This is a genomic window from Streptomyces mangrovi (assembly GCF_900114215.1).
Classification (GTDB): Bacteria; Actinomycetota; Actinomycetes; order Streptomycetales; family Streptomycetaceae; genus Streptomyces; species Streptomyces barkulensis.
In genome coordinates, this window is record NZ_FOSG01000007.1 from 48,726 (window position 1) to 75,109 (window position 26,384).

A 26,384-nucleotide genomic window follows, 5' to 3' on the forward strand; every position below is an offset into this window, starting at 1 on the left:
CGGGCCCGCGGCGGCGCGCGGGCCCGGGGACGCGCGACTCAGCCCAGGGTCACCGTGTCCCGGGTGCCGGCCGAGCGCCGGCTGCCGGGCACCGGGGCGCCGCGGCGCCCGCCCAGCCGGCGCCGGACCCCTCGCACCAGCCGTTCCGCCGTGAAACCGGCCCCGTAGACGAACCGCATGGACGGGCCGAAGGACGGCGCCGTCAGCAGCCCGGCGAAGAACAGGCCCGGAACCGAGGACTCGAACCGGCCGTCCACCTCGGGCGCCCGGCCGGTCCCCGCCAGCCGCAGGCGGTTGCGCACATACGGGTCCAGCAGGCCCAGCCGCCCGATGTCCGGGACGAAACCGGTGGCGGCCACCACATGGTCGGTCTCCAGGGTCGTGGCCGCCCCCTCGGCCGTCTCCAGACTCAGCCGCACTCCCCCGCCCGCCGGGACGGCCGCCCGCAACCGCTGGCCGAGCAGCACCGGTACCCGGCCCTCCACCCGGTCGCGCAGCCACCAGGCCCCGGCCGGGCCCAGCGCCCGGTCCGCGATCCGGGTCCGCAGCGCACCCGGCAGCCGGCGGACCACCCAGGGCTTCTCGGACCACACCCAGCTGGGCCAGCCCGTGCCCAGCCCGCAGTGCGGGTCGACCAGGGAGCGCAGCGCGGAGCGCTCCAGGGGCTGGGGCGGGGTGTTCCAGGAGACGCCGCCGGCGCGGGCCACCACCCGGGGGCGGGCGCCGCACTCGGCCAGCAGGGCCGCGGTCTCCAGGGCGGCCTGCCCCGCGCCGATCACCGTGACGTCCCGGCCGCGGAAGCGCGACAGGTCCCGGTGGTGGCTGCTGTGCGTGACGAGTTCGCGGGGCAGGGCCCGCAGCGGCTCGGGGCGGTGGACGAACGGCATCACGCCGACGGCCAGGGCCACGGTCCGCGTCAGGATCGCCTCGCCCGCCTCGGTCTCCACCAGGAAGCCCTCCGTCCGGGGCCGCACGGAGAGAACCGTCTCCTCCTCGACCGACGGCACGGCCGAACGCCCGAACCACAGCCCGTACTCGGTGAAGACGCCGATCGGCAGCGGGTCGCCGTGCTCGGCGCGCAGTCCCCGGGAGGCGCAGTAGGCGGCCAGGGTGTGCTCGCCGGAGGGGTCGGACAGGTTCGAGGACCAGGGCTCGGACTTGAGGAACATCCCCTCGGGCATGTGGTCCCGCCAGGAGGCCATCGGGCGGCCGAGGACGCGTACCCCGATCCCGGCCGCCGCCGCGTGGGACGCGATCGACAGTCCGTAGGGGCCCGCGCCCACCACTACCAGGTCGTACATGGTCGGTCACCGTTCTCTCGTCGTGGGGTCGTCATGCCGTGGGGTGTTCGGTGGTGCGAAGGTCCGCCGGGGCCCGGGGCGCGCCGAGGGGCGCTCCGGCCGCGTCGGCCCGGCCGCTCCGGCCGCTCCGGCCGCTGCCGCCCGCGCCCTCCGGTGCCGGCACGCGGACCGCCGGCCGTCCCGGACGCAGCAGGCGCCGTCCCAGACGCACCACGGTCTTGCGCCCGCCCTGTCCGAGCCAGGACGCGGTCATGGCGAGGAAGGGCGCCGGGTCGTCCGCCGCGAACCAGGCGGTCTCCGTCTCCCGCGGCCGGCTCCTCCCCTTCCCCGCGTCCTCCTCGCCGCCCGCGGCGTCCATGCCGCCCGCGGCGGTCCGGCGGCCGCGCCGGGCGGAGGTGAGCGGCAGTCCTTCGGAGGGCAGCGCCGCCAGCGAGGACAGCAGGGCGTAGTTCTCCGCGACGAAGAGGCGTCCCGGTACGGGGTCGGCCGGGGCGGCGGTCCGGCCGGTGAGGTCCAGGTGCAGGGCCCGTACGACGTCCAGCCCCGAGCGGTCGGTGAACAGGCGGAACTGCGCGCCGGGACGGGGGTTGAAGTCCAGCAACCGGTAGGTGCCGGTGGCGGTGTCGAACCGGAAGTCCAGGTCGAGGATGCCCCGGTAGTCCAGGTGCTCGGCCAGCAGCCGTGCCACCCGCTCGACCTCGGGGTTCGGCAGCCAGCGGCCGACCGCCGTGAGGCCCGCGTCCACCGGCCAGGAGCGCTCCTTGCGCCCCGCCCCTCCGGCGAGACGGACCGCGCCGCCGGTGAAGCAGCCGTGGAAGAACCAGTCGGTGTCGCGGCCGCCGGGCACGAGCCGCTGGAGCAGCAGCCGGCTGCCGGCCTCGCCGCTGCGCCGGTACAGGACGCGTGCCTGGTCCTCCGTGGTGACCACGGTGGTGCTGCGCAGTGTGCCGCCCTGGGGCAGCAGCCAGGGGCGGCTCCACTTGGCGATCAGGGGCAGGCCCAGCTCCCGGGCCGCGGCGGCGGCCTCGCCGGCGCTGCGCGGGCTCACGGTCGGCGGGTGCGGGATGTCCAGTTCCGCGCACATGGCGGCCAGGCGGGCCTTGTCGGCCACCCGCTGCGGCAGTTCGGGCGGCTGCTCGGGCAGCAGGAAGCGTCCGGCGAGCCGGCCGGCGAGCCGGGCCGCGGCGATGGCCCCCATGTCGTCCATGGGGATCAGGACGGCGGGCCGTCCGATGCGGTCGGAGATCTGACGGAGCATCCGCTCCAGCCGGTCGTCCGACGCTCCGCCGGCATCGACCGTCTCTCCCGTCCGGTGGGCGCCGCGGACCCCGTCCGCCGGCAGTTGGTGCCCCTGCCGCAGGTAGCGGGAGCGGCCGATGGGGCAGTGCGGCGACTCGACGACGGCGTGGACCTCGACACCGGCTCGCCCCAGGGACCTGATGGCCCCCAGGGTGCCGTGGTGGAAGGGATTCCGGTCGAGTCTCAGCAGCAGTACGGGTACCTCGGTGTCGAACGGTGGCGACATGGTGCGCAGTCCTCGGCGTTCCTCGGGGGTTTTTCCTTGCGGTTTTCTCTGGTGTTCATCCGGCGTTCTCCGGTGTTCCGCCGATGGTCTTACCGGGCGCCGGCGCGGTGCCGTGGCCGACGCCACCGAATTCCTCCCGGCGCTGGGCCGGGCGGGCGACGAAAGCAGCGAACGGGTTATCAGAAAGCGGCCCGGCGGGTTATTTGAGGGATTCTCCGATTAGTGTCTCGGAAAAGACGCGCAGGCCCGGGGAGAGAGAGCAGGCCGTTCTGGCGACGCAGCAAGGAGGCACGATGCCCCATCGACACCCCCGACCGGGAGGAACCGGTCGGCACCGGAAGCCCGCGGCGCCCGCCCGGCGCCGCAGACTGACGACCGCGTGCGCCGGGGCCGTCGTCGCCGGAGCGCTGGTGGCGGGCGGCGCCGTGGCGACCGGCACGTTCGGGGACGGCGACGGGCCCCGCCCGCCGGACGGGGCGGGCTCCTCGGTGGCCGCCGGCGCCTTCCTCGGGTCGGGTTCGGACGGGGTGCGGCGGATCGCGGAGCTGCGGGAGTGGCTCGGCGGTGCGGACCTGCGGGTGGGCCACACCTATCTGCCGGGCGACACCTGGGAGCGCATCGAGAGCGACCCGTACTTCCTGCGCCCCTGGGCCCAGTGGCGGCGCGCCGACCCCGACCGGCTGTTCGTGCTCAACGTGCCGATGCAGGCGCGCAACGAGGCCGGCGTCCCCGACCACGAGGTGCGCGAACTGCTCGCCCAGGGCGCCCGGGGCCGCTTCGACCACCACTTCCGCACCCTGGCCGGGCATCTGGTCTCCGCGGGGGTGCCCGACACGGTGATCGTGCTGGGCTGGGAGATGAACGGCACCACCTACACCCACCGCTGCGCTCCGGATCCGCAGGCGTGGAAGGCGTACTGGAGGCGCATCGTCGACGCCATGCGGTCGGTGGACGGGCAGAGGTTCCGCTTCGATTTCGCGCCCAGCCGGGGAAAGGACGCGATCGGCTGGACCGAGTGCTACCCGGGTGACGACGTGGTCGACATCATCGGCATGGACTCCTACGACCAGCCGCCCGGCGAGACGTTCGACGACCAGGTGAACCAGCCCTACGGTCTGCGGCATCAGGTGGATTTCGCCGCCGCGCGCGGAAAGCAGATCTCCTACCCCGAATGGGGGCTGTTCCGCAGAGGCGACAACGCCGAGTACGTGCGCCGCATGCTGGACTGGATCGACGAGCAGAAGCCGCTCTACCACACCATCAGCGACTACTGTCCGCACGGCGTGTGGCGGTGCGGGGAGAACCCGAAGTCCTCCGCGGTCTTCCGGGAGAGGATGACGCCCGGCGCCTCGCGGCCGGGACGGAACCGGCCGGAGATCTGCGTGGACCTGGGCGACTGGCTGGGCGGCTGGTTCGGCGACCGGCGGCTGTGCGTCACCCTCTCCTGGGCGAGAAGGCCCTAGGCGAGGAGTCCCTGGACGGCGGCCCCCCGGGCGGCCGGGTGCCGGAGCGCACACCTTCCGCCCCGCCCCGGCCGGTGCACCCGCCGGACGGGGCGGGGTACGGGGTGTGCGGCGGGTCACCGGGCGGACCGCCGGCCCAGCTTCCGCCGCTCCTCCGGCGTCCCGTCCCCGGCCGCGTCCTTGCCGAAGGGCGCGGAGACGGACGCCGCCGCCGCTGCCGCCGCCTTGGCCGCGGCCTTGACGGCGGGTGCGGGAACCCCGGAGTCCGCGGCGGGCGCGGCCTGGGCGGGGGGCGCGGCGGAGGGTTTCGACGGGGAGGGTTTCGACGGGGAGGATGCGTCGGCGGCAGGCGCCGGCCGCTCGGCACGGGCGCTCCGGTTCGCGGCCCCGGCGGGGGCCGGTACGCCGACGGGGACCGGGGCGCGGCGGCCCCTGGGGGCGGCCAGGAGCGCGAGACCGCCGACGAGCCCGCCCGCGCAGCCGCCCACCGCGACGGCGAGCGGCACCGAGGGCGAGGTGGGTTCGGTGGGGTCGAACGCCGGGGCGAACAGCGACAGCCGCACCCCCGTACTGCTCGTGGCCTGGTTCCCGGTCCTGGTCAGGGCGTTGGCCACCGCGTTGGAGGCGGCTGCGGCCCGGCCGGGGCTGGAGGCGGTCCCGGTGATCTCCACCATGGGCGCGTCCGGGGAGGTGGCCGACCGTACGGCGTCGCGCAGTTCCTCCACCGGCATCCTCGCCGCCGCCCTCGCCTCGGCGAGAACGGCGCTGTCGGTGGCGACGCGGCCGTACGCCTGGGCGAAGCCGAGGGCGGTCGCCGAGTCCGCCCCGGGGCCGGGCACCACGACCACGTAACTGGTCGCGGTGTAGCGGGGTGTGGCGAGCAGGCCGTACGCCGCTGCGCCGACCAGTCCCAGCAGGATCCCCAGTGCCAGCGGCCACCAGGCGGGCAGGGATGAGGGCCGCCACGGCGGCGAGAGGCGGGCGAGCGGGCCGGTGCGGCGCGGCGGTGCCGGCGGTTCGGGCGGTTCTGTCGTGCGCGGCTCGGTCAAGGCGGGCTACCTCTTCGTCGTCGGAGCGGTCGGTGCGGTCGGTGCGGTCGGTGCGGCCGGTGCGGCGGACGCGGCCGGGACGACCGGAGCGGGCAGGGGCGTTACGGGGGCGCGTCCGGCGGCATGTGTGGCGGTGCCCGCGGCCGGGCGCGCGGGGGCGCGGCCGTGGAGCTCCTCGTACAGGGCCATGAGCCGGTCCGCGCCGCGGGCCACGTCGTAGCGGCGCACGGCCTCGCAGACCGGGGCCCGGCGCCTGCCGGGCGGCACCGACGACGGCTCGCGCAGCGCCGCGACCAGGCTCGCGACCCCCGGTTCGACGCGGTGCGCCCCGGGGGCGTGGGAGCGCGGCAGCTCGTCGATGGCCGGGCAGGTCACATGGAGCACGGGCAGCCCGGCCGCCAGCGCCTCCAGCACGGCCAGCCCGAATGCCTCCTCGGCCGACGGCGAGACGAACACGTCCATGGCGCTGAGCAGCCCGGGGATGTCCGGGCGGCCCTCGTGCCCGCCGGGCTCGGCCCCCACCGCTCCCCCGCACTCCCCCAGCAGCCGTACGCGGTCGGCGATGCCGAGCCCGGCGGCCAGTTCGCGCAGCCTGCCGTGCTCCGGCCCGTCCCCGGCCAGGACCAGATGGGCCCCGGGGAGCTGTGCGACGGCCCGCACCGCGATGTCGAAGCGCTTGCCGGGCACCAGCCGTCCGACGCCGCCGACCACCAGGGCGTGCGCGGGCAGTCCCAGGCGGGTGCGCACCGACGCGCGCACCACGGGGTCGAAGCGGAACCGGGCGGCGTCGATGCCGTTGGGGATGACCTTGATGCGGGAGCCGGGCACGCCCCAGCGGCGCAGCCGGGAGGCCACGGTGGTGGAGACCGCGACGGTCGCGGTGCCCATGCGCTCGGTCGCCAGGTACAGGGCGCGGGCGCCCTGGGTGAGCGGGCGGCCCTCGATCCGCCGCTCGCCCAGGGAGTGCTCGGTGGCCACCACGGTGCGCGTCCCGGCCAGCCGCGCCGCGATCCGCCCGTAGACGCAGGCCCGGTACAGATGGGTGTGGACGATGTCGTAGCGCCCGGCGCGGACGGTGTCCACCAGCCGCGGCAGGGCGGACAGGTCGCGGTTGCCGCGCATCCCCAGATGGGTGACGGCGGTGCCGTCGGCCTCGATGCCCTCGGCGACCGCGCCGGGGTTGGTCAGGGTGACGACGTCGCAGCACAGCGGCAGGTGGCGCAGCAGCAGCCGCAGTTGCTGCTCGGCGCCGCCCGCGCCGAGGCCGGTGATGACGTGCAGCACTCTCATCGGTCCTCCTCTCCCGTGCCGCGGTCCCGGGTCCGGGCCCGCCTTCCGGGCGGGCGGCCCGTTCCGCGCGCCGCCGTCACCGTCCGGCCCCGGTGAGGGATCCGGCGGCCGGGGCGGTGGGCCCGCTGGGCAGGGCCCGGCGCCGCAGGGGGTGCAGCAGTCTCTTGGCGTACAGCCGCGGCGAGGTGTCCTCCTCGCCGATGTGGACGCGGGGCAGGGCGTGCGGACCGGTCAGCGGGCCGGGGTCGATGGCGCAGGCGTACGCGTAGCCCGCCGCGCGCACCGCCCGCACCGCGCGGTGGTCGACCGTGCCGTAGGGGTAGCAGAAGCCCTCCGCCCGGCGTCCGGTGATCTCCTCCAGCAGCTCGCGGCTGCCCCCGGTCTCCCGGCGCAGGGTCTCGTCGTCGGCGGCCGTCAGGTCGAGGTGGAGCAGCCCGTGGGAGCCGACCTCCATTCCGGCGCCGACCGCGGCGCGGATCCCCGCCTCGGTCAGCAGCGGCTTGCGCGGGCCCAGCGGGTCCCACTCGTTGTCGCCGCCGAGCCTGCCGGGCAGGACGAACACGGTCGCGGTGCAGCCGTGGCGGCGCAGCAGCGGCACGGCCTCCCCGATGAAGTCCGCGTACCCGTCGTCGAAGGTCAGGCCCACCAGGCCCGCGCCGCGTCCGGCCGCTCTCTCCCGCAGCAGCTCGCCCACCCCCACGCCGCGCAGGCCGCGCCGCCGCAGCCAGCGCAGCTGGCGGTCCAGGCGGCCCGGCGAGACGGTGACGTTGTAGGGGTCCTCGGTGTGTTCGGCCACCGAGTGGTACATCAGTACCCAGGGGCGCACCGGCCGCAGCCGCGGCAGCGAGGCGGGGGGCGCGGTCGGGTCGGGGGCGGGTGTGGTCGTACGGGCCGGATCAGCGGGCATGGCGGAACCTTCGTGTGACGGCGGTGAGGAGCTGCGGTACTTCGGGCGCCCGGACGGCGAGCGCGGCGGCGGTGAAGGCGGCCGGGACGGCCAGCGCCCCGGCGGCGGCGGTGGGGAGCGGGGAGGGCAGGAGCGGTGCGGCGGCCAGGCCGGCCGCGGTGGCCGCGGCGGCGGCCAGCGTCAGCCGGACCAGACCTGCCGCCACCGTGCGCACCCGGACGGGCAGGACGCGGGTGCGCAGACCGCACAGGAGCAGCAGCGCGGTGGTGGTGATCCCGGCGGCGTTGGCCGCGGCGATGCCGTGGACGCCCCAGCGGGGGGCCGCCAGGGCACCGGCCACGACGGTGAGCAGCAGGCCGGCGGCCATCGCGGCGGCCGGGTACCAGACGGGCCGGGCGGTGGCGAAGAACGGCCGGACCAGGGCGCCGGCCAGGCAGTGGCCGAGCAGTCCGGTGGCGTAGACGCGCATGACCGAGGCGGTGGCGGCGGTGTCCGCGGCTCCGAAGGCGCCCCGCTCGAAGAGGAGCTGGACGATCTGGGGGGCGTAGGCGATCACGTACGCGGCCCCCAGCAGCACCACCGTCGCGGCCAGCACCAGATCGCGTTCCACGCGCCGCCGGGCCCGCTCGGTCCGGCCGTCGGCCATGGCCCGGGCGACCAGGGGGAAGGTGACCGTGCACAGCAGCAGGGAGAAGGTCATGGGCAGTTGGGCGATCTTCTGCGCGTAGTTCAGGTGCGAGATCGCGCCGGGCGGCAGCCCGGAGGCCAGGAAGCGCTCGACGAGCACCTGCGACTGGCGGGAGAGGGCGAAGACGGCCACCGGCGCGACCACGCCCCAGCCCACCAGCGCCGCGGCGCGCGGGACGCCTGCGGTGCGCGGGGCGCATACGGCACGTGCGGCGCGTACGGACCGGCGCGCGCGCAGGATTGCGACGGCGCGGAGGTGCAGGTGCCGCCAGAACGCCGGGAGCTGCACCAGGACCATCGCCAGGCTGCCCGCGGCCACCCCGAACGCGGCTGCGCGCACCCCCCACCGGGCGTGCAGGCCCAGCACCACGGCGATGACGGTGATGTTGTACGCGCAGTAGATCGCCGCCGGGGGCGCGAAGCTGCGGTGGGCGCGCAGGGCCGCGCTGAAGTACCCGGCGGTTCCGAAGCCCAGCACGGTGACGGCCGTCAGCCGGGTGCAGTCCGCCGCCAGGCCGGGGTCGGCCAGGCCGGGCGCGAGGGCTCCCACCAGCGGCGGTGCCAGCAGCGCCACGGCCGCGGCGGCGCACGCCAGTGCCAGGAGCAGCCGGGGAAGCGTGGCCGCCAGCAGCGCGCGCACCGGGTCGGCGGGGCCCGCGGGATCCTCCGGGAGGGCGCGGGCGTCCTTCCCGGTCTCGCGGACGGCGGCGCGGCGCGACAGCGCGAGGCTGAACGCCGGGACCAGCACCAGCGCCATGGCGTCCTCGATGAGGATCGTCGAGGCGAACTCGGGGACGGTCCAGGACACCAGGAACGCGTCCGTCTCGCTGCCCGCGCCGAACAGATGGGCGATGGTCTGGTCCCGCACCAGGCCGAAGAAGGAACCGGCGGCGGTGAGGACTGCGGTCGCCGCGGCGGCCCGGGCGACGAGCCGCCTGCCCGGCGCGGAACCGGAACCGGGCGCGGGTGCGGGTGCGGGTGCGGGCGGGGAGGCGAAGGGCCCGGAGGGCGGTGGGGGCGCGCCGGTCACGCCGGTCGCGGTGCTGGTGCTGGTGCTGGTGCTGGTGCTCACCGTGCGCCCGCCTCCTTCGCGCCCCGCGCGCTGCGGCCGGCCGCGCCGCCGACCGCCGCCGCGGGGGCCAGTGCCCACCAGGCGGCCAGGCCGAGTGCCACGGCGGTCAGCACCGTGGAGGGGCCCCCGATGTCGGCGTAGAGGAAGTCGACGCAGACCAGGACGAGCAGGCCGGTCGCGGCCGGGCCGCAGTCGGCGTCCCGCCCCGCCGCCCGCGCCCGCCGCAGCCGCCGCAGGCCCAGCACCAGCAGCGCGGCCCAGCCGCCCACGACGGCGACGGCGCCGGCCAGCCCCTGTTCGGCCAGGAGGAGCAGGTACATGTTGTGCGGGGACAGCAGGGGCTGGCGGTGGAAGTCCTGTCCGGCCCCGGCGGTGTCGCTCGCCGAGGACAGCGCGAGGGAGGCGTGGGAGTCGCGGTGCTCGGCGAAGCCCCTGGGGCCCACCCCGGTCAGCGGGTTCTCGCGCCAGATCCCCGCGGCGGCGGCCCACATGGTGTAGCGGTCGGTCACGGACCGGTCGGGCTCTCCGGCGACCTCGGTGATGCTGGCGGCGCGCTCGGCGACGAGGTCGCCGCCCACGCCGAATCCTCCGACCAGGACCACCGCGGCGGCCGAGGCGACCGCCAGGGTGCGCAGGGCCGCCCGCAGCCCCGTCAGGAGCAGCACGGTCGTGCAGGCGGCGGCGGTGGAGATCCACGTCCCCCGGCTGAAGGAGAGGGCCAGCGGCACCAGGAGCGCGGCGGCGGTGCCCAGCGCCGCCGGCCGCAGCCACCGGGGGGCTCCGGCCGGCGGGGCGAGCCCTGCGGCCAGGGCGACGACGACGCCGCAGGAGACGGCGGAGGCCATCCCCATGACGTCCGTCGGCCCGAAGGTGCCCACCGCCCGGACGTTCTCCCCCTGGTACGAGGCGCCGGTGCCGGTGAGGTACTGGTGGACGCCGACCGCGCCCTGCACCACGGCGACCGCCACCAGCGAGGCGGCGACCGCCCGGGTGTGCCGCGGCGAGCGCAGCGTGAGCACCAGGGCGGCCGGCACCAGGACGAACACCTGGAGCAGACGGACGAAACCGGTGAGGCCGGCCGCGGGGTCCTGGGCCGTCACGGCCGCCAGCGCCAGACCGGCGGCCGGGGCCGCCAGGACGACGGCGGCCGGGGCCGCCAGCGGGCGCGCGCGGGTGCGCAGCGCCCACGCGGCGCAGCACACGACCAGGACGCCCGAGGCGGCGTCGGCGAGGGTGGGGCCCGCGCCTCCCCCGCCGGGTTCGCGGTACGCGGGCACGCACACCAGCAGGACGGTGGCGAGTGCCGGCAGCACCGGCCGGTGGGCGGCCGCCGCCTTCGCGAGGCGGGCCCCGGGCTCTGCGGGCTCCGTGGGCTGTACGCCGGCCGCGCCGGCCGTGATGGCCGTGGTGACCGTGGTGACCGTGGTGGCCGTCGTCACCTCAGCTGCCCCCGAGCCGGAGGACGGAGCCCGCGGTGCGCAGCAGGATCGAGACGTCCTGCCACAGCGACCAGGTCTCGATGTAGTGGTTGTCGAACCGCACCCGGTCCTCGATGGAGGTGTCGCCGCGCAGTCCGTGCACCTGGGCCAGCCCGGTGATCCCGGCGGGCATCCGGTGTCGGGCCGCGTAGCCGGGGTGGAGCCGGCTGAAGTGCTGGACGAAGTAGGGGCGTTCGGGTCGCGGCCCGACCAGGCTCATGTCACCGCGCAGCACGTTCCACAGCTGGGGCAGCTCGTCGAGCGAGGTGCGGCGCAGCACATGTCCGACCGTGCTCATCCGGTGGTCGTCCGCGACGTTCCAGCGCGTCGCCGACTCGTGCTCGTCGCGGGGGCGCAGGGTGCGGAACTTCAGGACGGTGAACGGGCGTCCGCCCAGCCCGATCCGCTCCTGACGGAAGATCACCCCGGGCCCGTCGGCGATCCGGACGGCGAGCGCGCAGGCCAGCAGCACCGGGGCGGCGGCCAACAGAGCCACGGCGGCCACCGCGACGTCCAGGGCGCGCTTGCCGCGCGGTCCGGCCCGGTGGTGCCGGGGTCGCGGGTCCAGGCGGCGGCAGGGGAAGCCCCACAGGTGCTCGACCGTACGTCCGGCGGCGCGGGCGCCGGTGACGGCGGCGGCCGGGTGTGCGGCCGGGGACGCCGCGCCGACCACCCACACGGTGCAGTCCAGGTCCGTGAAGACCGGTACGAGCGCCGCGGCATCCGGGTCCGTGCCGGGGTCGCGGGTGAACACCGCGTCGCGCACGGCGTTCTGGATGGCGGCGCGGACGATGTCCTCGCGTCCGGTGAGCACCGGCACCGAGACGCCCTCGGCCAGTGCCGCGTCGGCCGGTTCTCCTCCCGGCTCGACCACCCCGACCGGGCGCATCCCGTACTCGGGGTGCTCGTACAGGGCGGTGGTGATGCGCCGTCCCGCCTCCCCGGCACCGACCACCAGGGCGGAGCGCGGTCTGCGCCGTCCGGCACGGCGGCGCGCCAGGTGGACGGCGCCGCGCGCGGCGCAGGCCAGGGCCGTGTGGGCGGCCACCGCGGCCACGAGGAGCGTCCAGCCCGGGGCGTTCCCCTCCCGGATCGCGGCCGGGACCGCGGCGGCCGCGCACCAGGCTGCGGCCGTACGGCCGAGCAGGGCGGGCAGTTCGCCGAGCGCGGTCGGCGCCAGGGCGGTGCGGTAGAGGCCGGCACGGGCGTTGAGCGGCACCAGGACGGCCAGCAGGACGGCACACAGCACCGCGGCCGCGAGCCCCCCCTCGTCCCCGCCCGCTCCGGGCGCCGCTGTCGCGGCGGTCACGGCGGCGGCCGCCGCGACGGCGGCGAGGCAGTCGGCCGCCGCGAGGAGAGCGGCGGCGCGGCGCCGGTGCGGGTTGCCGCGCAGAGCCGGCGGCAGCGGCCGGCGCGCCGGCGAGCGCGGCGGGCCGACATGGGCCGCCGCGGTGCGGGACTTGGGCTCCGGCAGGGGCAGGACCCGGCTCGGGTTGGATGTCCCGGTGTTGTCCGTGGTCATCGCCTGATGTGCTCCCTGGTATCGGGGTGGAGATCGGGATGGGGACGGGATGGGATTCCGGCGGCCGGCCGGGGAAGGCGGCCGGCAGCGGCGGGGGCCGGCGGGCGGATCCGCCGGCGGACGGGCGCGGCGGCGGACCGCTCGGCCAGCACCTCGGCGTACAGCCGCGCGACCCGCTCGGCCGTGTGCCGTACGTCGTGGAAGGCCCGGACGTGTTCGGCGGCCAGCAGCCCCAGGTCGTGCCGGAGCGGCGGGTCGGCCAGCAGCGAGGCCAGCGCGCGGGCCAGGGCGCGGGGGTCCTCCGGCGGGACCAGGAAGTCGGCGGCGCGGCCCGGCGGGAGGCTCTCGGCCGCGCCGGTCACCGCGGTCGTCACCACCGGGCGGCCGCAGGCCATCGCCTCCAGCGGGACGAGCGCCATCCCCTCCCAGCGGGAGGGCAGCACCACCGCGTCGGCCGCCGCGTACCAGGCCGCCGTGTCCTGTGCCGCTCCGGCGAACAGCACCCCCGCGGGCGCCGCCGAGGCCAGTTCCCGGCGCGACGGGCCGTCGCCGACCAGGACCAGCCGGGCGCCGGGGACGCGGGCGGCGACCTCGGGCCAGGCCCGCAGCAGCACGTCCTGCCCCTTCTGCCGGCACAGCCTGCCGACGCAGACGGCCAGAGGGGCGTGCGGCGGCACCCCGGCGAGCGCGGGCAGGGCGGTACGCGCGCGGGCGCGGGCGGCTTCGTCCGCCGGGCGGAAGCGGCCGGTGTCCACGCCGTTGTGGACCACCGCCCAGCGGGCGCGCACCCCCGACGCCTCGCCGTGCCGCAGTTCGTCGTCGGCCACGCACAGCACGCGGTCCGCCCAGCGGGCCGCCAGCCGCTCCCAGTACAGGGCCAGCCGGGCGGTCGTCCCGCCGACGGCGTCGAAGGACCAGGCGTGCGGCTGGTGGACGGTGGGGACGCGGCCCCGCAGGGCGAGCCGCAGGACCAGCCCCGCCTTGGCGCTGTGCGTGTGCACCAGATCGGGGCGGAGGCGCCGCACCAGCCGGGCGGCCCGCACCGCCTCGCCGTACAGGCCCGGTCCCGGTTCGCGCAGCGCCGGCCAGTCGGCCACCTCCGCGCCGGCCGCGGCGGCGTCCCGGCCCAGCGCGCCGCCGGGCGGGCAGGCCACCACGGCGCGCGCTCCCGCCGCGCTCTGGGCGCGGACCAGATCGGTGACGACCCTGGCCACTCCTCCGTCCACGGGCTGGGACAGGTGCAGCACCGTCATGGGAACCGCTTCCTGATCGCTGTGGGACACGCCTGAACTCCCCATTCGCCGAACCGTTCCGACATCGCGCCGAGGGCGCCGGCCCGCTGCCCTCAGCGGCGCGCGTCGACCTGCAGGAAGAGCGCTCCGAGCTGGTAGCCCTCGTCACGGGTGGTGAAGCGGAACGTCAGCGAGTCGCCGCCGCGCACCAGCGCGGGGGCGATGCCGTGGACGTCGGAGTCGTAGCCCAGCGTGTCGGGGTACGCGGGCACACGGCGGGGCGCGGGGCGGCCGTGGTCGGTGATCGTGGAGTTCATGGGGTCGTCGGCGGGGTTGGCCGCGTCGCGCACCCGGTGGGCGGGTGCGGTCCCGGTGCCCACCGTCAGCGTCTCCCCGCCCCGGCCGCGGTCGCCGTCGTAGGCCACCACGCCCGCGGCGCCGGACGCCCCGGGCGGCACCGGCAGGGCCTCGGCGGTGATCTCGAGGGCGCCCCTGGACGGGGTCATGGCCTCGTAGCCGTCCATGAGCAGCAGATGGCGCAGCGGCTCCCCGGGGTGGGCGTAGGCGGCCACCAGTGTCCAGCCGCCCCAGGCGCCGGCGGGCGAGCGGCCCGCGGCGACGTTGAGCTGGGCGACGGTGTAGGAGCCGCCGCCGGACCGCGCGACCAGACCGGTGACGTCGGCGGACGCGGTGTACCCGTCCATGACGCCGGTGCGGCGGTGGCCGACGACGGTGTCGGCGAGGACCTCCTTGTACCGGCCGCCCGGCTCGGCGATCAGCACCCGTCCGTTGTCCTCGGGGGGCTTCTGCTCGCCGACCCGGAGGTTGCCGCCCCAGTACAGCCGGGCGTAGGTGACGCGCGCCCCGGCGGGCAGGCGCAGCTCCGCGCCGCTGGAGTTGTAGGTGTTGGGGTCGTCGTCGATGTCGACGTAGGTCATCTCGTAGTCGCCGTTGTTCCCCTTCGCCGCTCCCTTCCGGGCCTGTGCGCACGGCGGCGTGCCGGTGGTGGCGGGGGTGAGGCAGGTGGCGGCCGAGTTGGCGGCGCGCACGATGCCGCCGTGCTGTGTGGCGCGGTACCGCTCCCCGAACGGGATGCGCGGCGCCTCGCCGGGCGCGGGCGCGGCCGCGGTCGGCGGCAGCGCCATCGCCAGGGCCGCGGCTGCCAGTGCGCACAGCACTCCTCGGCTGGTGAGCCCCAGGGAAACACGCATGGACTTTCTCCGATCGATACCGTTCAAATCGGAGCAAACCATGGCAGACGCGTGCACCTCCGCCGAGGGTGACGCGCGGGGGTTGCGCCGAGCGTGTGACCGCCCGGATCAGCCTCCGGCGCGTACGGCATCCGCTTGCGGCGGTACGGCCCACAGGAGAGCACCGGAACGGTGATCCCGCTGGGCCCTCCGGGTGGTCCTGCGCATCACCCCCGTTGGACCGCCTCCGGACAGGACAACCCATTCACAGCCCGGATCGACCACGGTTCGAAGAATCCCGAAAGGAGAACGGCGATGATCCGTATCGCCAAGACCGCCGCGATCACCGCGGCCGCCTGCGCCCTGGTTCTCGGCGGCGCGGGAGCCGCCTCCGCCGGCGGAGACCAGCCCGGCGGTCACAAGGGCGGTCACAAGAAGGAGCAGAGGAAGGACGGGAAGAAGGACGGCGGCAAGGGCCACAACAAGGGCCAGGGGAAGGGCCACGAGAAGGACCGGAAGAAGGACCACCGCAAGGGCGGGGACGACCGCCGCGGCGGTCATGGCGCAGACGGCGGTGCCTCCGCCGAGGCGGTGGCCTTCGGTTCCCCCGGTGTCCTCAGCGGCAACGTGGTGCAGGTCCCGGTCGACTTCGGCCTCAACTTCTGCGGCAACCAGCTGACCGTCCTGGGCGCGCTGAACTCCTCCTCCGGGAACGTCTGCGTCAACAGGTGACCCGGCGCCTCCGCCCCACCGGCGGGGCGGAGGCCGTCCGGTCCCGGGGGCGGCCCGCGAGGCCGCTCAGGGGCCGCCTTCCTCCTCCTGCTCCCGCACCGCGTCCCGCTCCCCCGCCGCGTCACGGGGCAGGTTGCGGCCCGCCGGCGGATCCACCTCCACCGGCGGGGTCCAGGGGCCGCGCTCCACGGTCTCGCCCGGCTGCATCCCCGGGGTCGGCCCCGCGGCGATCTCGGGCTGCTCCATGTCGTCGGCGGCCACGGCGTGCACATCGCCCTTGCCCAGCGGGGAGGCCCCCGGTTCCTCCTCGCCGCCGGGCTCCCAGTGGTCCTCGCCCGTGCCCGTGTCCTCGCCGCTCCGGGGCCGCCCCTGGCCCGGACCGTAGGTGGCGTTGCCCGGGTTCCGCGTCCGCTCGGCCTCCTCGGCGATCTCGCGGGCGCGCCGTTCCCTGTCCGTGCCCTCGTCCTCACCGGACATGGCCTCGCTCCTCTCCTCGGATCCCGGGGCCCCGGGATCCGAGGCGCGCCGCGCGCCCCGGGCGCCACGAGTGCCCCGAATGCTTCCTGACGGCGGATCTCGCCGACGCGGCGCGGGTACCCGGCGACCATGGGAAACATTCTGGTCGGCACCTGCTCGTGGACGGATCCCGCGCTGGTCGGCAGCGGGTGGTACCCATCCTCGGCCAGGGGGGCGGAGGGACGGCTGCGGTACTACGCCGGGCGTTTCGGCCTGGTCGAGGTGGACTCGACGTACTACGGACTGCCCAGTACGCGCAACAGCCGGCTGTGGGCCGAGCGCACCCCCGACGGGTTCGTCTTCGACGTCAAGGCGTTCTCCCTGCTCACCGGCCACTCCACCCGGGTCGGCTCGCTCCCGGCACAGCTGCGCCCGGCCGGCGCCACCGCGGGCGCCCGGGTGCGGGCCGGCGCGCTGGGGCCGGCCGCCGTGGAGGAGGTGTGGCGGCGCTTCGCCGGCGCGCTGGAGCCGCTGCGCGCGGCCGGGCGGCTGGGCGCGGTGCTGATGCAGTTCCCGCCGTCGCTGCGGCCCGGGCCCGGCGCGGAGGCGTTCCTGGAGCAGTGCCTGGGGCGCGCGAGCGCACTGGGGTGGCGCACGGCGGTGGAGTTCCGCGACCCGCGCTGGTACGCACCCGAGCACCGCGCGGACACCGCCGACCTGGCCAAGCGCCACGGCGCGGCGCTGGTCGCGGTGGACACCGCACGCGGCCTGCCCGCGTCCGTGCCGCCGGTCGCCGCCGCGACCGCGCCACAGCTGTCGGTGGTCCGCTTCCACGGCCGCAGCCCGCACTGGGGCACGGGTTCCAAGGAGGACTCCTACCGGCACCGCTACACCGGGGAGGAGTTGGCCGAGTGGGTTCCGCGGATACGGGCGCTGGCGGAGCGGACCGACCGGGTGCACGTGCTGTTCAACAACTGCTGCGGCGACGCGGCCGTCCGCGCCGCCGAGGCGATGAGCGAGCTGTTGGGGTGATGCGGCCATGACCGAGCCGGGCGGGAAGAGGAACACGCGGGCGGGCATGGGCCGGAGCGCGGGGGCGCGGGAGCGCGACGCCTCCGTGGTGCGCGCGCTGCTGGAGCTCCACGGACGCACATACGCGCGGGAGGCGGGCATCCGGCTGCGGAACACCCCCGTGCCGCTGTACCGGCTGCTGGTGCTCTCGCTGCTGCTGAGCGCCCGCATCCGGGCGGACACCGCGGTCTTCGCGGCCCGCGCCCTGTTCGACGCCGGGCTGGGCGACGCGCGGAGCATGGCCGAGTCGGCCTGGCAGCGGCGGGTGGACGCGCTGGGCGCGGGCGGCTACCGCCGGTACGACGAGCGGACGGCCACCCAGCTCGGTGACGGCGCGGAGCTGCTCCTCCAGCGCTACCGGGGGGACCTGCGCGGGCTGCGCGAGGAGAGCGGGGTGAGCGAGCGGCTCCAGCGCTTCCCCGGCATCGGGCCGGCCGGGGCCGACATCTTCCTGCGCGAGGCGCAGGGCGTCTGGCCGGAGTTCGCCCCGTACCTCGACCGCAGGACCCGCGAGGGCGCGCGGCGGCTGGGGCTGCCCGCCTCGTCCCGGGAGCTGGCACGGCTGGTGCCGCGGGAGGAACTGCCCCGACTGGCCGCGGGGCTGGTGCGCGCCGCCCTCGACCGGAAGGCCGCCGACGAGGTGCTCGCCGCGGCGGAGGCGTGAGTTCATTTCCCCGTTCTCACACCGTTCGCACACCTTTCTCGCCCCGTTCCCACGCCGCTGCGCGCCGTTTCCGCGCCGTTGTGCGCGGTCCCGTACGACACCGTGCCGTGCCGTGCCGCGCTGTGCCGTGTCCGGGGTTTTCACGGTGAGCGCCGAAGGCGGGCTCTTGCCGTCCTGCGGAAAGCGCGTCTATCTTTGGCGCGCTCGCCAACGGAATTGCGTGAAAGCTCAACTGACGGATCGCCGGATACGGCGTAGGGGAGGGACCGGCTGTGGCCGGAAGAGGGCGTCATCGCCGATACAAGCCCAACGCGGTTTCCCGCGCGTCGCTGACCGTCACCGCGGGAGGGGCCGGAATCGCCATCCCGTTGATCGGGGCCACCGCCGCTCACGCCGCGCCCGAGGAGATCTGGAACAAGGTCGCCGCGTGCGAGAGCAGCGGAAACTGGAATATCAACTCCGGTAACGGTTTTTACGGCGGATTACAGTTCAAGCAGAGCACCTGGCAGGAATTCGGCGGTACCGCCTACGCCCCGCGCGCCGATCTCGCCACCAGGGACGAGCAGATAGCCGTCGCCGAGCGGGTGCTCGACGGGCAGGGCCCGACCGCCTGGCCGGTGTGCTCGCCCCGAGCCGGTCTGACCTGGGAGCACCGGGGCTCCGGCACCACCGCGGACAGCGCGGCCGGGACCGCCTCCGATCCGGAGGGCAACCAGCCCCGCGTCCAGACGCACGCACAGGCGCAGGTGCGGGCACAGCCGCGGGCCGGGAACTCGAAACCGGACGCGAAGCCCGCCGACAAGCCCTCCGACAGCGGTCGGACGTACGTGGTGGCGGGCGGTGACACCCTCTCCGGGATCGCCGACGAGCACGAGGTGCGCGGCGGCTGGCAGGCGCTGTACGAGCGCAACCGCACGGTCGTGGGAGGCGACCCGGACCTGATCTTCCCCGGGCAACGGCTCAGCCTCCAGCAGGGCGGTGCGGCCCGGGCCCCGCAGGACGACGCGCCCGGCCGGAGCACCACCGTGCCCCGGCAGAAGGACGCGCCGAAGGCCGAGGAGAAGCCGAAGGAGCAGGGGAGACCAAAGGCGCAGGCCAAGCCCGAGGTCCGGGAGAAGCCGAAGGAACAGGCCAAGCCCGAGGAGAAGGCGGAGTCCCGGGAGAAGGCGGAGTCCCGGGAGAAGCCGAAGGAGAAGCCGCAGGAGAAGATCAAGGCGCAGACCGAGCCCGAGCGGGCCGAGCGCAAGAGCTCCAAGGCACAGGCCTCCCCCGGCTACGCCGCGCCCATCAGCGGCGTCTCGCCCACCACCGCGTACCGCCAGTCGGGCAGCGGCTGGTCCAGCGGCTACCACACCGGCATCGACTTCCCCGTCTCCACGGGCACCTCGGTGCAGTCCGTCAGCCGTGGGCAGGTCGTCTCGGCCGGCTGGGGCGGCGCGTACGGCTACCAGGTGGTCATCCGGCACTCCGACGGCCGCTACAGCCAGTACGCCCATCTGTCGGCGATCTCCGTGCGCTCCGGCCAGCAGGTCAACGCAGGCCAGCGGATCGGGCGTTCGGGATCCACCGGCAACAGCACCGGCCCCCATCTGCACTTCGAGATCCGCACCGGCCCCGGCTACGGCTCCGACATCGACCCGCTGGCCTATCTGCGCGCCAACGGCGTGCGCATCTGATTCACGCGCATCCGCCCTCCGCCCCGTCCCGCCCGGCATCGCGCCGGACGGGGTGGGGCGGGGCGGGACGGGGTGGCCGTCACCCGATGTCGCGCCGCTCCAGCGGGTGGGTCGCGGGGCCCTGGATCACCGAGCCGTCCGGGGCGAAGCGCGAGCCGTGGCACGGGCACTCCCAGGCCAGTTCCGCGTCGTTGAAGTGGACCAGGCAGCCCAGGTGGGTGCAGCGGGCCGAGACGGCGTGCAGCTGCCCGTCGGCGTCGCGGTGGACGGCGCAGCGGCTCCCGCCGACCCGTACGACCGCGCCGCCGCCGGGGACGATGTCGTCGACGGAGTCGGCGTGGGAGGGGCGCAGCCGGTCGCCGACGAAGTGCTTGGCGACGCCCGCCTGCAGGCCCAGTAGTGAGGGGGCGTCGCGGAAGCCGGGCAGCCGCCGGGGGTCGTACAGCTTCGCCCAGGCCGGCAGGTCGCCGCCGGTGACGTACCGGGCGAGCAGCCGGCCCGCCAGCACCCCGCTCGCCATCCCCCAGCCGCCGAAGCCGGTGGCGACGTAGGTGTGGCGCGCGCCGGGGTGGAAGGGCCCGATGTACGGCACGCGGTCGGTGGAGCTGTTGTCCTGGGTGGCCCAGCGGTGGACGATCCGGGTGCCGGGGAAGCGCTCGCGCGTCCAGTCCTCCAGCCTCCCGAAGCGCTCGGTGACGTCGGCCGTGCCGGGCGGGAACTTCTCGCCGGTGACGATCAGGAGCCGCTGCCCCTGGCCGTAGGGCGCGGTGCGCACCGAGCGGGTGTCGTTCTCGGGGGTCAGGTACATCCCGGCCGGGTCCCGCTCGGCGGGGATCGCGGCGGCGACGACCAGTTCACGGTGCGGCTCCAGCCGGGAGAACAGCAGCGCGCGGTCGAAGACGGGGTAGTGGGTGGCCACGACGACGGCGTTCGCGGTGACCGTGGCGCCGTTCTCGGCGGTCACCGTGCACGGCTCGCCCTCCTTCAGGTTCACCACCCGGGTGCGCTCGGCGATCCGCCCGCCGCGCCGCACCAGGTCCCCGGCGAGTGCCAGGAGGAACTTGCGCGGGTGGAACTGCGCCTGGTCGGCCACGCGTACCGCGCCCCGGACGGGGAAGGGCAGACCGGTCTCGGTGACGTAGGCGGCGGGCAGGCCGGCCTCGGCGGCGGCCTCGGCCTCGGCCCGCAGCTTCCGGGCCGTCTCCTCGGACTCGGCCCAGGTGTAGGCGGGCACGCGCTCCAGCTCGCAGTCCACGTCCAGCTCGGCGGCGGTCGCGGCCAGGTGCCCGATCGCGTCCTGCTGGGAGAGCGCGTACATCCGGGCGCCTTCCGCGCCGTGCTTGCTCCGCAGCTCGTCGTAGACCATGCCGTGCAGGGCGCTGACCTTGGCGGTGGTGTGGCCCGTGACCCCGGCGGCGATCCGGTCGGCCTCCACGACGGTGACCCGGCGGCCGGCGCGGGCGAGCTCCCAGGCGGTGCACAGGCCCGCGATGCCCCCGCCGACCACCACGACGTCGGTGTCGGTCCCGCTGCCGGGCTCCAGCGGCGGGTGGGCGGCCTCGGGGGTGACGGGGGCGGTCGCCAGCCAGTACGACTCGTTGTCGGCGGGGGAAGCGCTCACGGCCGGCGGCTCCTTCCGGGCTCGGGACGTACGCCGGTCCCCTCGCCCTCACCGGACGGGCCGACCTCGCCCACGCCCTCGGGCGGGCCCGTCCGCCCGGCCTCCTCCTCGCCCCTGAGCTGGCCGATGTCGCGGTCCTCCTCGACGGTGTGGACGGCCGACTCCTCCGGGGACAGTCCCTCGGCCGCGGACTCGTGGGAGAACACGTCCTGGTTGGCGGGCCGCTCCCCGAGGGGGTCGTCGCTGAGCTGGCCGGTCTCGTCCTCCGGGGGGCCGGAGGCCCGGGAGGTCTCGCCCACGTCGGGCTCCTCCTCGGCCAGCCGGTCGTCCAGGGGCTTGCCCTCCAGCTGCTCGGAGTAGGTGGTGCCCCACTCCTCGGCGGCCACCGGGCGCTCGCCGGGCACGGGCATCTGCTGCGGGTCGTTCGCCCGCTCCTGCCCGGGCATGCCGTTCTGCAGGTCGGGGATGCCCTCGTCCTCGGGGCGGCCGCCCGGGTCGTAGGGGGCGTCCAGTGCCGAGTCGCCGGGGCTGGGACCGGTGGCGGGTTCCCCCTCGGGCGGCAGGCCGGGGGTCTCGTCGTCGTTGACGGTGGCGTCCTCTTCGGCCAGTTCGGGCCTGCTCTCGTCGCCCGCCGCGGTGGGCTCGTTCTCGTCAGCCATGGTCGGTCTCCCTCCGGGTCCCGGTGTCGGTCAGGGGCGCGCACGCGTCGGTGATCCGGTCGGCTCTCATCGACCCGCCCGGTACCCGCCGGTACCGGGCGGAAACGCGCGGTGTGCCCCGGCTGCGCACCGATCGTGCTGTTTCCGGGACCAGGGCGCGGGTACCCCGGCGTATCGCGTCCGGTGCGGGAGAGGTGCGGGATACGGGAAACGCCCAGGGGGCCGCGGCGGCGCCCGGTGCGAGCGGTCGCGGTACCCGTGGCCTGGTCCCGGAAGACCCCCGCCCGTTTCGCCGGACGGGCCGGGGGTACCCACACTGCCGTGACCAGGGATGGAACCGCCGGGGGGCTGACCATGGGGGTCGAGGAGGAGTTCCTCCTGGCCGACCCGACGACCGCCCGCGCTGTGCCCGGTGCCCGGGCGGTACTGCGCCGCGCCCACCACGAGGCGTCCGCCGCCGACGGCTCCGGCTACAAGGCGGAGTTCCTCTCCAGCCAGGTGGAGTCCGCCACCGGGGTGTGCACCTCGCTGGAGGAGATCCGCGGGGAGCTGGCGGAGGACCGCGCCCGGCTGGTGGACGCCGCCCGGGAGGAGGGTCTGCTGCTGCTGTCCTCCGGGACGGCGGTGCTGAGCGACGGGCGTCCTCCGGTGGCCGAGGGGGAGCGCTTCCGCCGCATCTCGGAGCTCTTCGCCGACATCGTGGACGACTACCAGGTGTGCGGCTGCCACGTCCATGTGGGCGTGCCGGACCGGGAGACGGCGGTGGCCGTGGTCAACCGGGTGCGCCGCTGGCTGCCGACGCTGCTGGCGCTGTCGGTCAACTCCCCCTTCTGCGAGGGCCGCGACCGCGGTTACGCCAGCTGGCGCATGATGGAGCAGTTGCGCTTCCCCGCCGCCGGGATGCCTCCCCGCTTCCCCGACGCCGCCTTCCACGACGCGGAGGTGGCGCGGCTGGTGTCCTACGGGGCGCTGATCGACGACCGGATGAGCTTCTGGCTGATGCGCCCCTCGCCGTGGCTGCCCACGGTCGAGTTCCGGGTCGCGGACGCGGCGGCCACCGTCGACGACGCGGTGCTCCAGGCCGCGCTGGGGCGGGCCCTGGTGCGCCGGGCCCTGGCCGAGCTGGAGGCGGGGGTTCCGGAGCCGGAGCTGGACGAGCGGGCGGCCAGGGCCGCGGTGTGGTCCGCGGCGCGCTACGGGCTGCGGGGCGACGGCGTCGATCCGGTCACCCGCGCCCGCGTGCCGGCCGGCGAACTGCTCCAGGCGCTGCTGCGGCACGTCGCGCCCGCCCTGGAGGAGACCGGGGACACCGAGGCCGTGCGGCGGCTGCTGGAGACGGTGCGCGAGGACGGCACCGGGGCCGAGAGGCAGCGGCGTGCCTGGGCGCGGGGCGGCCCCCGGGCGGTGGTGGAACTGCTGGCCGCCCAGACCGACGCGAGGGAGCACAAGCGCGCATGACGACCACCACAGGTTCGGCCGCCGGCGCGGCCGGCTCCGCCGCAGGCGGCCCCTCGGGCGCCGTCACGGCCGACCTTCCCTCCGAGCGGGGTGAGGTGAGCGCGGCGGTGCTGGCGGCCCTGGCCGCCCCGCCGCCCGCGCGGCTGCCGTCGTCCCTCAGGGCGGCGGTGGAGAGGGCCGACCCGTACGGCGAGGACCTGCAACTGGCCCTGTACGTCTGCTACGAGCTGCACTACCGGGGCTTCGCGGGCGTGTCGGCCGAGTGGGAGTGGGATCCGGACCTGCTGCGGCTGCGCGCCGGTCTGGAACGGGTCTTCCTGAACGCCCTGCGCCGCGACACCCTCACCGGCACGGCCTCGGACTCGGACGTGAGCGCCGCGCTGGAACCGCTGCTGGTGGAGCCGGCCGAGGGCGGCGGGGTGTCGGACTTCCTGCTGCGCGAGGGCGAGTGGTGGCAGCTGCGCGAGTACATCGCGCACCGCTCGGTCTACCACCTCAAGGAGGCCGACCCGCACGCCTGGGTCATCCCCCGTCTCGACGGCCAGGCCAAGGCGTCGCTGGTGGCGGTGGAGTACGACGAGTTCGGCGGGGGCCGCGGGGAACGGGTGCACGCACGGCTGTTCGCGGACCTGATGGCGGGCGCGGGCCTGGACCCGTCCTATCTGCGCTACCTCGACGACGTGCCCGCCCCGATCGTCGCCGGGGTGAACCTGATGTCGCTGTGCGGGCTGCACCGGTCCCTGCGCGGCGCGCTGGTGGGCCACTTCGCGGCGGCCGAGATCAGCACCGCGCCCAGCGCCCGGAAGATGGCCAGGGCGCTGGAGCGGATGGGCGCCGCGCCCGAGTGCGTGCTGTTCTTCACCGAGCACATCGAGGCGGACGCCGTGCACGAGCAGGTGATGCGCCGGGACGTCATCGGCGATCTGCTGGCGCGCGAGCCGGAGCTGGCCGCCGACGTCGTGTTCGGCATCCGCGCCACCGAGCTGCTGGAGGAGCGGCTGGCGGACCGTCTGCTGGGCTCCTGGCGCGCCGGCGCCACCTCGCTGCGGCGCCCGCTGGAGGTCTGACGGGTATCCGGGGGCGGGGGAGGACCGGGTCAGCCCCGGCCCTCCCCCGCCTCCGGGTCCGTGTTCGGTTCCGTGTTCGGTTCCGTGTCCGCGGGCCTCGGGCGTCGCTCCCTGCGGCGGTGGCTGGTGTCGCACCACGGGTAGCGGCGGCTGCGGCGGCAGGTGCACAGGGCGACCGTGAAGCGGTCCGAACGGGCGATACGGCCGTCGGGGAGGACGACCTCCACCGGCCCCTCCATCAGCACCGGGCCCTCGGGGTCGATCACCACACGCCGGGCGCGGCCCTCACCGGCGGGTTCAGGGGCGGTCGGCACGGACCACCACCAGTTCCTCGGTGCGCTGCCCCGGTGCGATCAGACCCCGCTCCTCCAGCCAGGCGGCGCGCCCGCGCAGCACCGGGCCGAACGGGATGGTGGTGCGGGCCACCACGGAGGACTTCAGCCCCTGCCCGCGCAGCAGGGCCAGTGTGGCCCCGGTGCCGCACAGCCCGGAGTGGACCATCAGCATGGTGCCGCCCGGCGCCAGCAGCGCGGGCGCGTACGCGCACAGCCGGTCCAGCACCGCGCGGCCGTCCGGCCCGCCGTCCCAGCACATCGCCGCGCCCCCGCGGGGCGGTTCGCGCCGCGGGGAGGGCACGTACGGCGGGTTGGTGAGGACCACGTCGAAGGGGCGCCCGTGCTCCGCCTCGGTCAGGGCGTCGGCGAGGTCGCCGCGCCGTACCGCCAGCGGCAGCCGGTGCAGCCAGGCGTTGCAGCGGGCGGCGAGCACGGCCCGGGGCGAGGCGTCCAGCGCCACCGCCTCGGCCGCGCCCATCCGCAGGGCGGTCATGGCGAGCACTCCGGTGCCCGTGCAGAGGTCCAGGACGCGGGCTCCGGGAGCGAGCGCGGCGTCGTGCAGCGCCTGCCTCAGCAGCCAGGTGTCGTCCTGGGGCGCGTACACCCCGGGGGGCCTGAGCAGCAACATGAACACCGGATACCTCGTTTGCCGCTCCCCTAACGCACCCGTCCCGGGCCCGCGGGGCGGGACTGGCCGGCCCGCACCGGGGTACCCGGCCGGTCCCCCGCGAGGAGAGGTGGAGAACGATGAAGGCAGTGGTCTGGCACGGTCGGCGCGACGTACGGGTGGACGAGGTCCCCGATCCGGCGGTCCGCGAGCCGACGGACGCGGTGGTGCGGATCACGTCGAGCGGGCTGTGCGGCTCGGACCTGCACCTGTACGACGTGCTGACCCCGTTCATGACGGAGGGTGACATCCTCGGGCACGAGCCGATGGGCATCGTGGAGGAGGTCGGCCCCGAGGTGCCGGACCTCTCCCCCGGCGACCGTGTGGTGATGCCGTTCCAGATCGCCTGCGGCACCTGCTTCATGTGCTCGCAGGACCTCCAGACCCAGTGCGAGACCACCCAGAACCGCAAGTTCGGCACCGGAGGCTCGCTCTTCGGCTACACCAAGCTCTACGGTCAGGTGCCCGGCGGCCAGGCCCAGTACCTGCGGGTGCCACAAGCGCACTACGGGCCGGTCAAGGTGCCCGAGGGGCTGGCCGACGACCGCTTCCTGTACCTGTCGGACGTGCTGCCGACGGCCTGGCAGGCGGTGGCGTACGCGGACGCGCCCAAGGGCGGATCGCTGGTGGTGCTGGGCCTGGGCCCCATCGGCGACATGTGCTGCCGGATCGCGCTGCACCTGGGCGTGGAGAAGGTGATCGGCGTCGATCTGGTGCCCGAGCGGCTGGAGCGGGCCCGGGCGCGCGGCGTGGACGTGCTGGACCTCACCGAGCACGACGATGTCGCCGACGTCGTCCGGGAGAAGACCGACGGGCGCGGCGCGGACGCGGTCATCGACGCGGTGGGCATGGAGGCCCACGGCAGCGCGGTCGCCGAGGTGGCGCAGAAGTCGACCGGGCTGCTGCCGAAGAAGATCGCCGAGAAGCTGATGACCACGGCGGGCGTGGACCGGCTGGCCGCCCTGCAGCTCGCCATCGACGCGGTGCGGCGCGGCGGCACCATCTCGATCATCGGCGTCTACGGCGGGATGACCGACCCGCTGCCGATGCTCACCCTGTTCGACAAGCAGATCCAGCTGCGCATGGGCCAGGCCAACGTCCGTCGCTGGATCCCGGAGATCATGCCGCTGCTGACGGACGAGGACGTGCTGGGCGTGGACGACTTCGCCACCCACCACGTGCCGCTGGAGAAGGCCCCCCAGGCGTACGAGATGTTCCAGAAGAAGGCCGACGGCGCGGTGAAGGTCGTCCTGCGGCCGTAG

The 26,384-nt window shown here is 75.9% G+C and carries 23 protein-coding genes; 8 read left to right on the top strand and 15 right to left on the bottom strand.

All coding sequences use genetic code 11. The features are described from left to right. Nucleotides 1–38: 38 nt before the first annotated feature. Both BM237_RS11860 and BM237_RS11865 read right to left on the bottom strand, forming a co-directional pair. On the bottom strand, nt 39–1,301 hold the full coding sequence (locus BM237_RS11860) for an NAD(P)-binding domain-containing protein (protein WP_093849562.1): 1,263 nt from the start codon (nt 1,299–1,301) through the stop codon (nt 39–41). 31 nt (nt 1,302–1,332) lie between these two features. After that, the gene (locus BM237_RS11865) at nt 1,333–2,826 is read right to left on the bottom strand and encodes a carboxylate--amine ligase (protein WP_175540974.1); all 1,494 of its coding nucleotides are present in this window, start codon (nt 2,824–2,826) and stop codon (nt 1,333–1,335) included. 293 nt (nt 2,827–3,119) lie between these two features. Here BM237_RS11865 and BM237_RS11870 point away from each other — a divergent pair, with 293 nt between their 5' ends. After that, nucleotides 3,120–4,289, top strand: a complete 1,170-nt coding sequence (locus BM237_RS11870; RefSeq protein WP_093849563.1) for a glycoside hydrolase family 26 protein — start codon at nt 3,120–3,122, stop codon at nt 4,287–4,289. A 116-nt stretch (nt 4,290–4,405) separates the two neighbouring features. Here BM237_RS11870 and BM237_RS11875 read toward each other — a convergent pair whose 3' ends face one another. The 8 genes from BM237_RS11875 to BM237_RS11910 form a co-directional block, all read right to left on the bottom strand. Then, nucleotides 4,406–5,338 carry a YveK family protein gene (locus tag BM237_RS11875; RefSeq protein WP_175540975.1) on the bottom strand — a complete coding sequence of 311 codons (933 nt, stop codon included), beginning with the start codon at nt 5,336–5,338 and terminating at the stop codon, nt 4,406–4,408. 6 nt (nt 5,339–5,344) lie between these two features. After that, the gene (locus BM237_RS11880) at nt 5,345–6,628 is read right to left on the bottom strand and encodes a glycosyltransferase (protein WP_093849564.1); all 1,284 of its coding nucleotides are present in this window, start codon (nt 6,626–6,628) and stop codon (nt 5,345–5,347) included. Nucleotides 6,629–6,704: 76 nt separating this feature from the next. After that, the gene (locus BM237_RS11885) at nt 6,705–7,436 is read right to left on the bottom strand and encodes a polysaccharide deacetylase family protein (protein ID WP_093849730.1); all 732 of its coding nucleotides are present in this window, start codon (nt 7,434–7,436) and stop codon (nt 6,705–6,707) included. Nucleotides 7,437–7,524: 88 nt separating this feature from the next. Beyond that, nucleotides 7,525–9,294, bottom strand: a complete 1,770-nt coding sequence (locus tag BM237_RS11890; protein ID WP_093849732.1) for a lipid II flippase MurJ — start codon at nt 9,292–9,294, stop codon at nt 7,525–7,527. Further along, a complete protein-coding gene (locus tag BM237_RS11895; protein WP_425443683.1) occupies nt 9,291–10,733 on the bottom strand; it encodes an O-antigen ligase family protein in 1,443 nt (480 codons plus the stop codon). Before BM237_RS11895 ends, BM237_RS11890 begins: the two co-directional genes overlap by 4 nt. A gap of 1 nt (nt 10,734) precedes the next feature. Beyond that, on the bottom strand, nt 10,735–12,294 hold the full coding sequence (locus tag BM237_RS11900; RefSeq protein WP_093849565.1) for an exopolysaccharide biosynthesis polyprenyl glycosylphosphotransferase: 1,560 nt from the start codon (nt 12,292–12,294) through the stop codon (nt 10,735–10,737). Further along, nucleotides 12,291–13,547 carry a glycosyltransferase gene (locus BM237_RS11905; protein ID WP_245793567.1) on the bottom strand — a complete coding sequence of 419 codons (1,257 nt, stop codon included), beginning with the start codon at nt 13,545–13,547 and terminating at the stop codon, nt 12,291–12,293. The genes BM237_RS11900 and BM237_RS11905 overlap by 4 nt, the downstream gene beginning before the upstream one ends. A 92-nt stretch (nt 13,548–13,639) precedes the next feature. Beyond that, a complete protein-coding gene (locus BM237_RS11910) occupies nt 13,640–14,737 on the bottom strand; it encodes a hypothetical protein (protein WP_175540976.1) in 1,098 nt (365 codons plus the stop codon). A 294-nt stretch (nt 14,738–15,031) separates the two neighbouring features. Here BM237_RS11910 and BM237_RS11915 point away from each other — a divergent pair, with 294 nt between their 5' ends. Then, on the top strand, nt 15,032–15,448 hold the full coding sequence (locus tag BM237_RS11915) for a chaplin (protein ID WP_093849568.1): 417 nt from the start codon (nt 15,032–15,034) through the stop codon (nt 15,446–15,448). A 66-nt stretch (nt 15,449–15,514) separates the two neighbouring features. Here the strand turns inward: BM237_RS11915 and BM237_RS11920 are convergent, their stop codons facing one another. Beyond that, nucleotides 15,515–15,925: a hypothetical protein gene (locus BM237_RS11920; RefSeq protein WP_093849569.1), complete on the bottom strand. Its 411-nt coding sequence runs from the start codon at nt 15,923–15,925 to the stop codon at nt 15,515–15,517. 129 nt (nt 15,926–16,054) lie between these two features. On the opposite strand from BM237_RS11920, the gene BM237_RS11925 reads away from it, so the two are divergent. From BM237_RS11925 to BM237_RS11935, 3 genes are all read left to right on the top strand, one after another. Further along, nucleotides 16,055–16,936 carry a DUF72 domain-containing protein gene (locus BM237_RS11925; protein WP_093849570.1) on the top strand — a complete coding sequence of 294 codons (882 nt, stop codon included), beginning with the start codon at nt 16,055–16,057 and terminating at the stop codon, nt 16,934–16,936. 46 nt (nt 16,937–16,982) lie between these two features. Then, nucleotides 16,983–17,639, top strand: a complete 657-nt coding sequence (locus BM237_RS11930) for an HhH-GDP family DNA glycosylase (RefSeq protein ID WP_093849733.1) — start codon at nt 16,983–16,985, stop codon at nt 17,637–17,639. A 272-nt stretch (nt 17,640–17,911) separates the two neighbouring features. After that, complete coding sequence (locus tag BM237_RS11935; protein WP_093849571.1) at nt 17,912–19,315, top strand: transglycosylase family protein; 1,404 nt, start codon at nt 17,912–17,914, stop codon at nt 19,313–19,315. Between the two features lie 79 nt (nt 19,316–19,394). On the opposite strand, the gene BM237_RS11940 is transcribed toward BM237_RS11935, so the two are convergent. Further along, complete coding sequence (locus BM237_RS11940; protein ID WP_093849572.1) at nt 19,395–20,936, bottom strand: FAD-dependent oxidoreductase; 1,542 nt, start codon at nt 20,934–20,936, stop codon at nt 19,395–19,397. Beyond that, the gene (locus BM237_RS29265; RefSeq protein ID WP_175540977.1) at nt 20,933–21,595 is read right to left on the bottom strand and encodes a hypothetical protein; all 663 of its coding nucleotides are present in this window, start codon (nt 21,593–21,595) and stop codon (nt 20,933–20,935) included. Before BM237_RS29265 ends, BM237_RS11940 begins: the two co-directional genes overlap by 4 nt. A 321-nt stretch (nt 21,596–21,916) precedes the next feature. Between BM237_RS29265 and BM237_RS11950 the strand changes: the two genes are divergently transcribed. Together BM237_RS11950 and BM237_RS11955 are read left to right on the top strand one after the other, a co-directional pair. After that, nucleotides 21,917–23,053 carry a carboxylate-amine ligase gene (locus BM237_RS11950; RefSeq protein ID WP_217655844.1) on the top strand — a complete coding sequence of 379 codons (1,137 nt, stop codon included), beginning with the start codon at nt 21,917–21,919 and terminating at the stop codon, nt 23,051–23,053. Next, a complete protein-coding gene (locus BM237_RS11955; RefSeq protein WP_093849574.1) occupies nt 23,050–24,120 on the top strand; it encodes an iron-containing redox enzyme family protein in 1,071 nt (356 codons plus the stop codon). Before BM237_RS11950 ends, BM237_RS11955 begins: the two co-directional genes overlap by 4 nt. 29 nt (nt 24,121–24,149) lie before the next feature. Here BM237_RS11955 and BM237_RS11960 read toward each other — a convergent pair whose 3' ends face one another. Further along, complete coding sequence (locus tag BM237_RS11960) at nt 24,150–24,434, bottom strand: CDGSH iron-sulfur domain-containing protein (protein WP_281253917.1); 285 nt, start codon at nt 24,432–24,434, stop codon at nt 24,150–24,152. Continuing rightward, nucleotides 24,418–25,083 (bottom strand): HemK2/MTQ2 family protein methyltransferase, encoded by a 666-nt coding sequence (locus tag BM237_RS11965; protein ID WP_175540978.1) that lies wholly within the window; start codon nt 25,081–25,083, stop codon nt 24,418–24,420. The genes BM237_RS11960 and BM237_RS11965 overlap by 17 nt, the downstream gene beginning before the upstream one ends. Before the next feature lie 119 nt (nt 25,084–25,202). On the opposite strand from BM237_RS11965, the gene BM237_RS11970 reads away from it, so the two are divergent. Then, nucleotides 25,203–26,384: a zinc-dependent alcohol dehydrogenase gene (locus BM237_RS11970; protein WP_093849575.1), complete on the top strand. Its 1,182-nt coding sequence runs from the start codon at nt 25,203–25,205 to the stop codon at nt 26,382–26,384.

Coding starts and splice junctions, on each gene's coding strand:
- BM237_RS11860 (WP_093849562.1), bottom strand. CDS start 1,301: ATGTACGACCTGGTAGTGGTGGGCGCGGGCCCCTACGGACTGTCGATC.
- BM237_RS11865 (WP_175540974.1), bottom strand. CDS start 2,826: ATGTCGCCACCGTTCGACACCGAGGTACCCGTACTGCTGCTGAGACTC.
- BM237_RS11870 (WP_093849563.1), top strand. CDS start 3,120: ATGCCCCATCGACACCCCCGACCGGGAGGAACCGGTCGGCACCGGAAG.
- BM237_RS11880 (WP_093849564.1), bottom strand. CDS start 6,628: ATGAGAGTGCTGCACGTCATCACCGGCCTCGGCGCGGGCGGCGCCGAG.
- BM237_RS11885 (WP_093849730.1), bottom strand. CDS start 7,436: ATGTACCACTCGGTGGCCGAACACACCGAGGACCCCTACAACGTCACC.
- BM237_RS11900 (WP_093849565.1), bottom strand. CDS start 12,294: ATGACCACGGACAACACCGGGACATCCAACCCGAGCCGGGTCCTGCCC.
- BM237_RS11905 (WP_245793567.1), bottom strand. CDS start 13,547: ATGACGGTGCTGCACCTGTCCCAGCCCGTGGACGGAGGAGTGGCCAGG.
- BM237_RS11910 (WP_175540976.1), bottom strand. CDS start 14,737: ATGCGTGTTTCCCTGGGGCTCACCAGCCGAGGAGTGCTGTGCGCACTG.
- BM237_RS11915 (WP_093849568.1), top strand. CDS start 15,032: ATGATCCGTATCGCCAAGACCGCCGCGATCACCGCGGCCGCCTGCGCC.
- BM237_RS11920 (WP_093849569.1), bottom strand. CDS start 15,925: ATGTCCGGTGAGGACGAGGGCACGGACAGGGAACGGCGCGCCCGCGAG.
- BM237_RS11925 (WP_093849570.1), top strand. CDS start 16,055: ATGGGAAACATTCTGGTCGGCACCTGCTCGTGGACGGATCCCGCGCTG.
- BM237_RS11930 (WP_093849733.1), top strand. CDS start 16,983: ATGGGCCGGAGCGCGGGGGCGCGGGAGCGCGACGCCTCCGTGGTGCGC.
- BM237_RS29265 (WP_175540977.1), bottom strand. CDS start 21,595: ATGGCTGACGAGAACGAGCCCACCGCGGCGGGCGACGAGAGCAGGCCC.
- BM237_RS11955 (WP_093849574.1), top strand. CDS start 23,050: ATGACGACCACCACAGGTTCGGCCGCCGGCGCGGCCGGCTCCGCCGCA.
- BM237_RS11965 (WP_175540978.1), bottom strand. CDS start 25,083: ATGTTGCTGCTCAGGCCCCCCGGGGTGTACGCGCCCCAGGACGACACC.
- BM237_RS11970 (WP_093849575.1), top strand. CDS start 25,203: ATGAAGGCAGTGGTCTGGCACGGTCGGCGCGACGTACGGGTGGACGAG.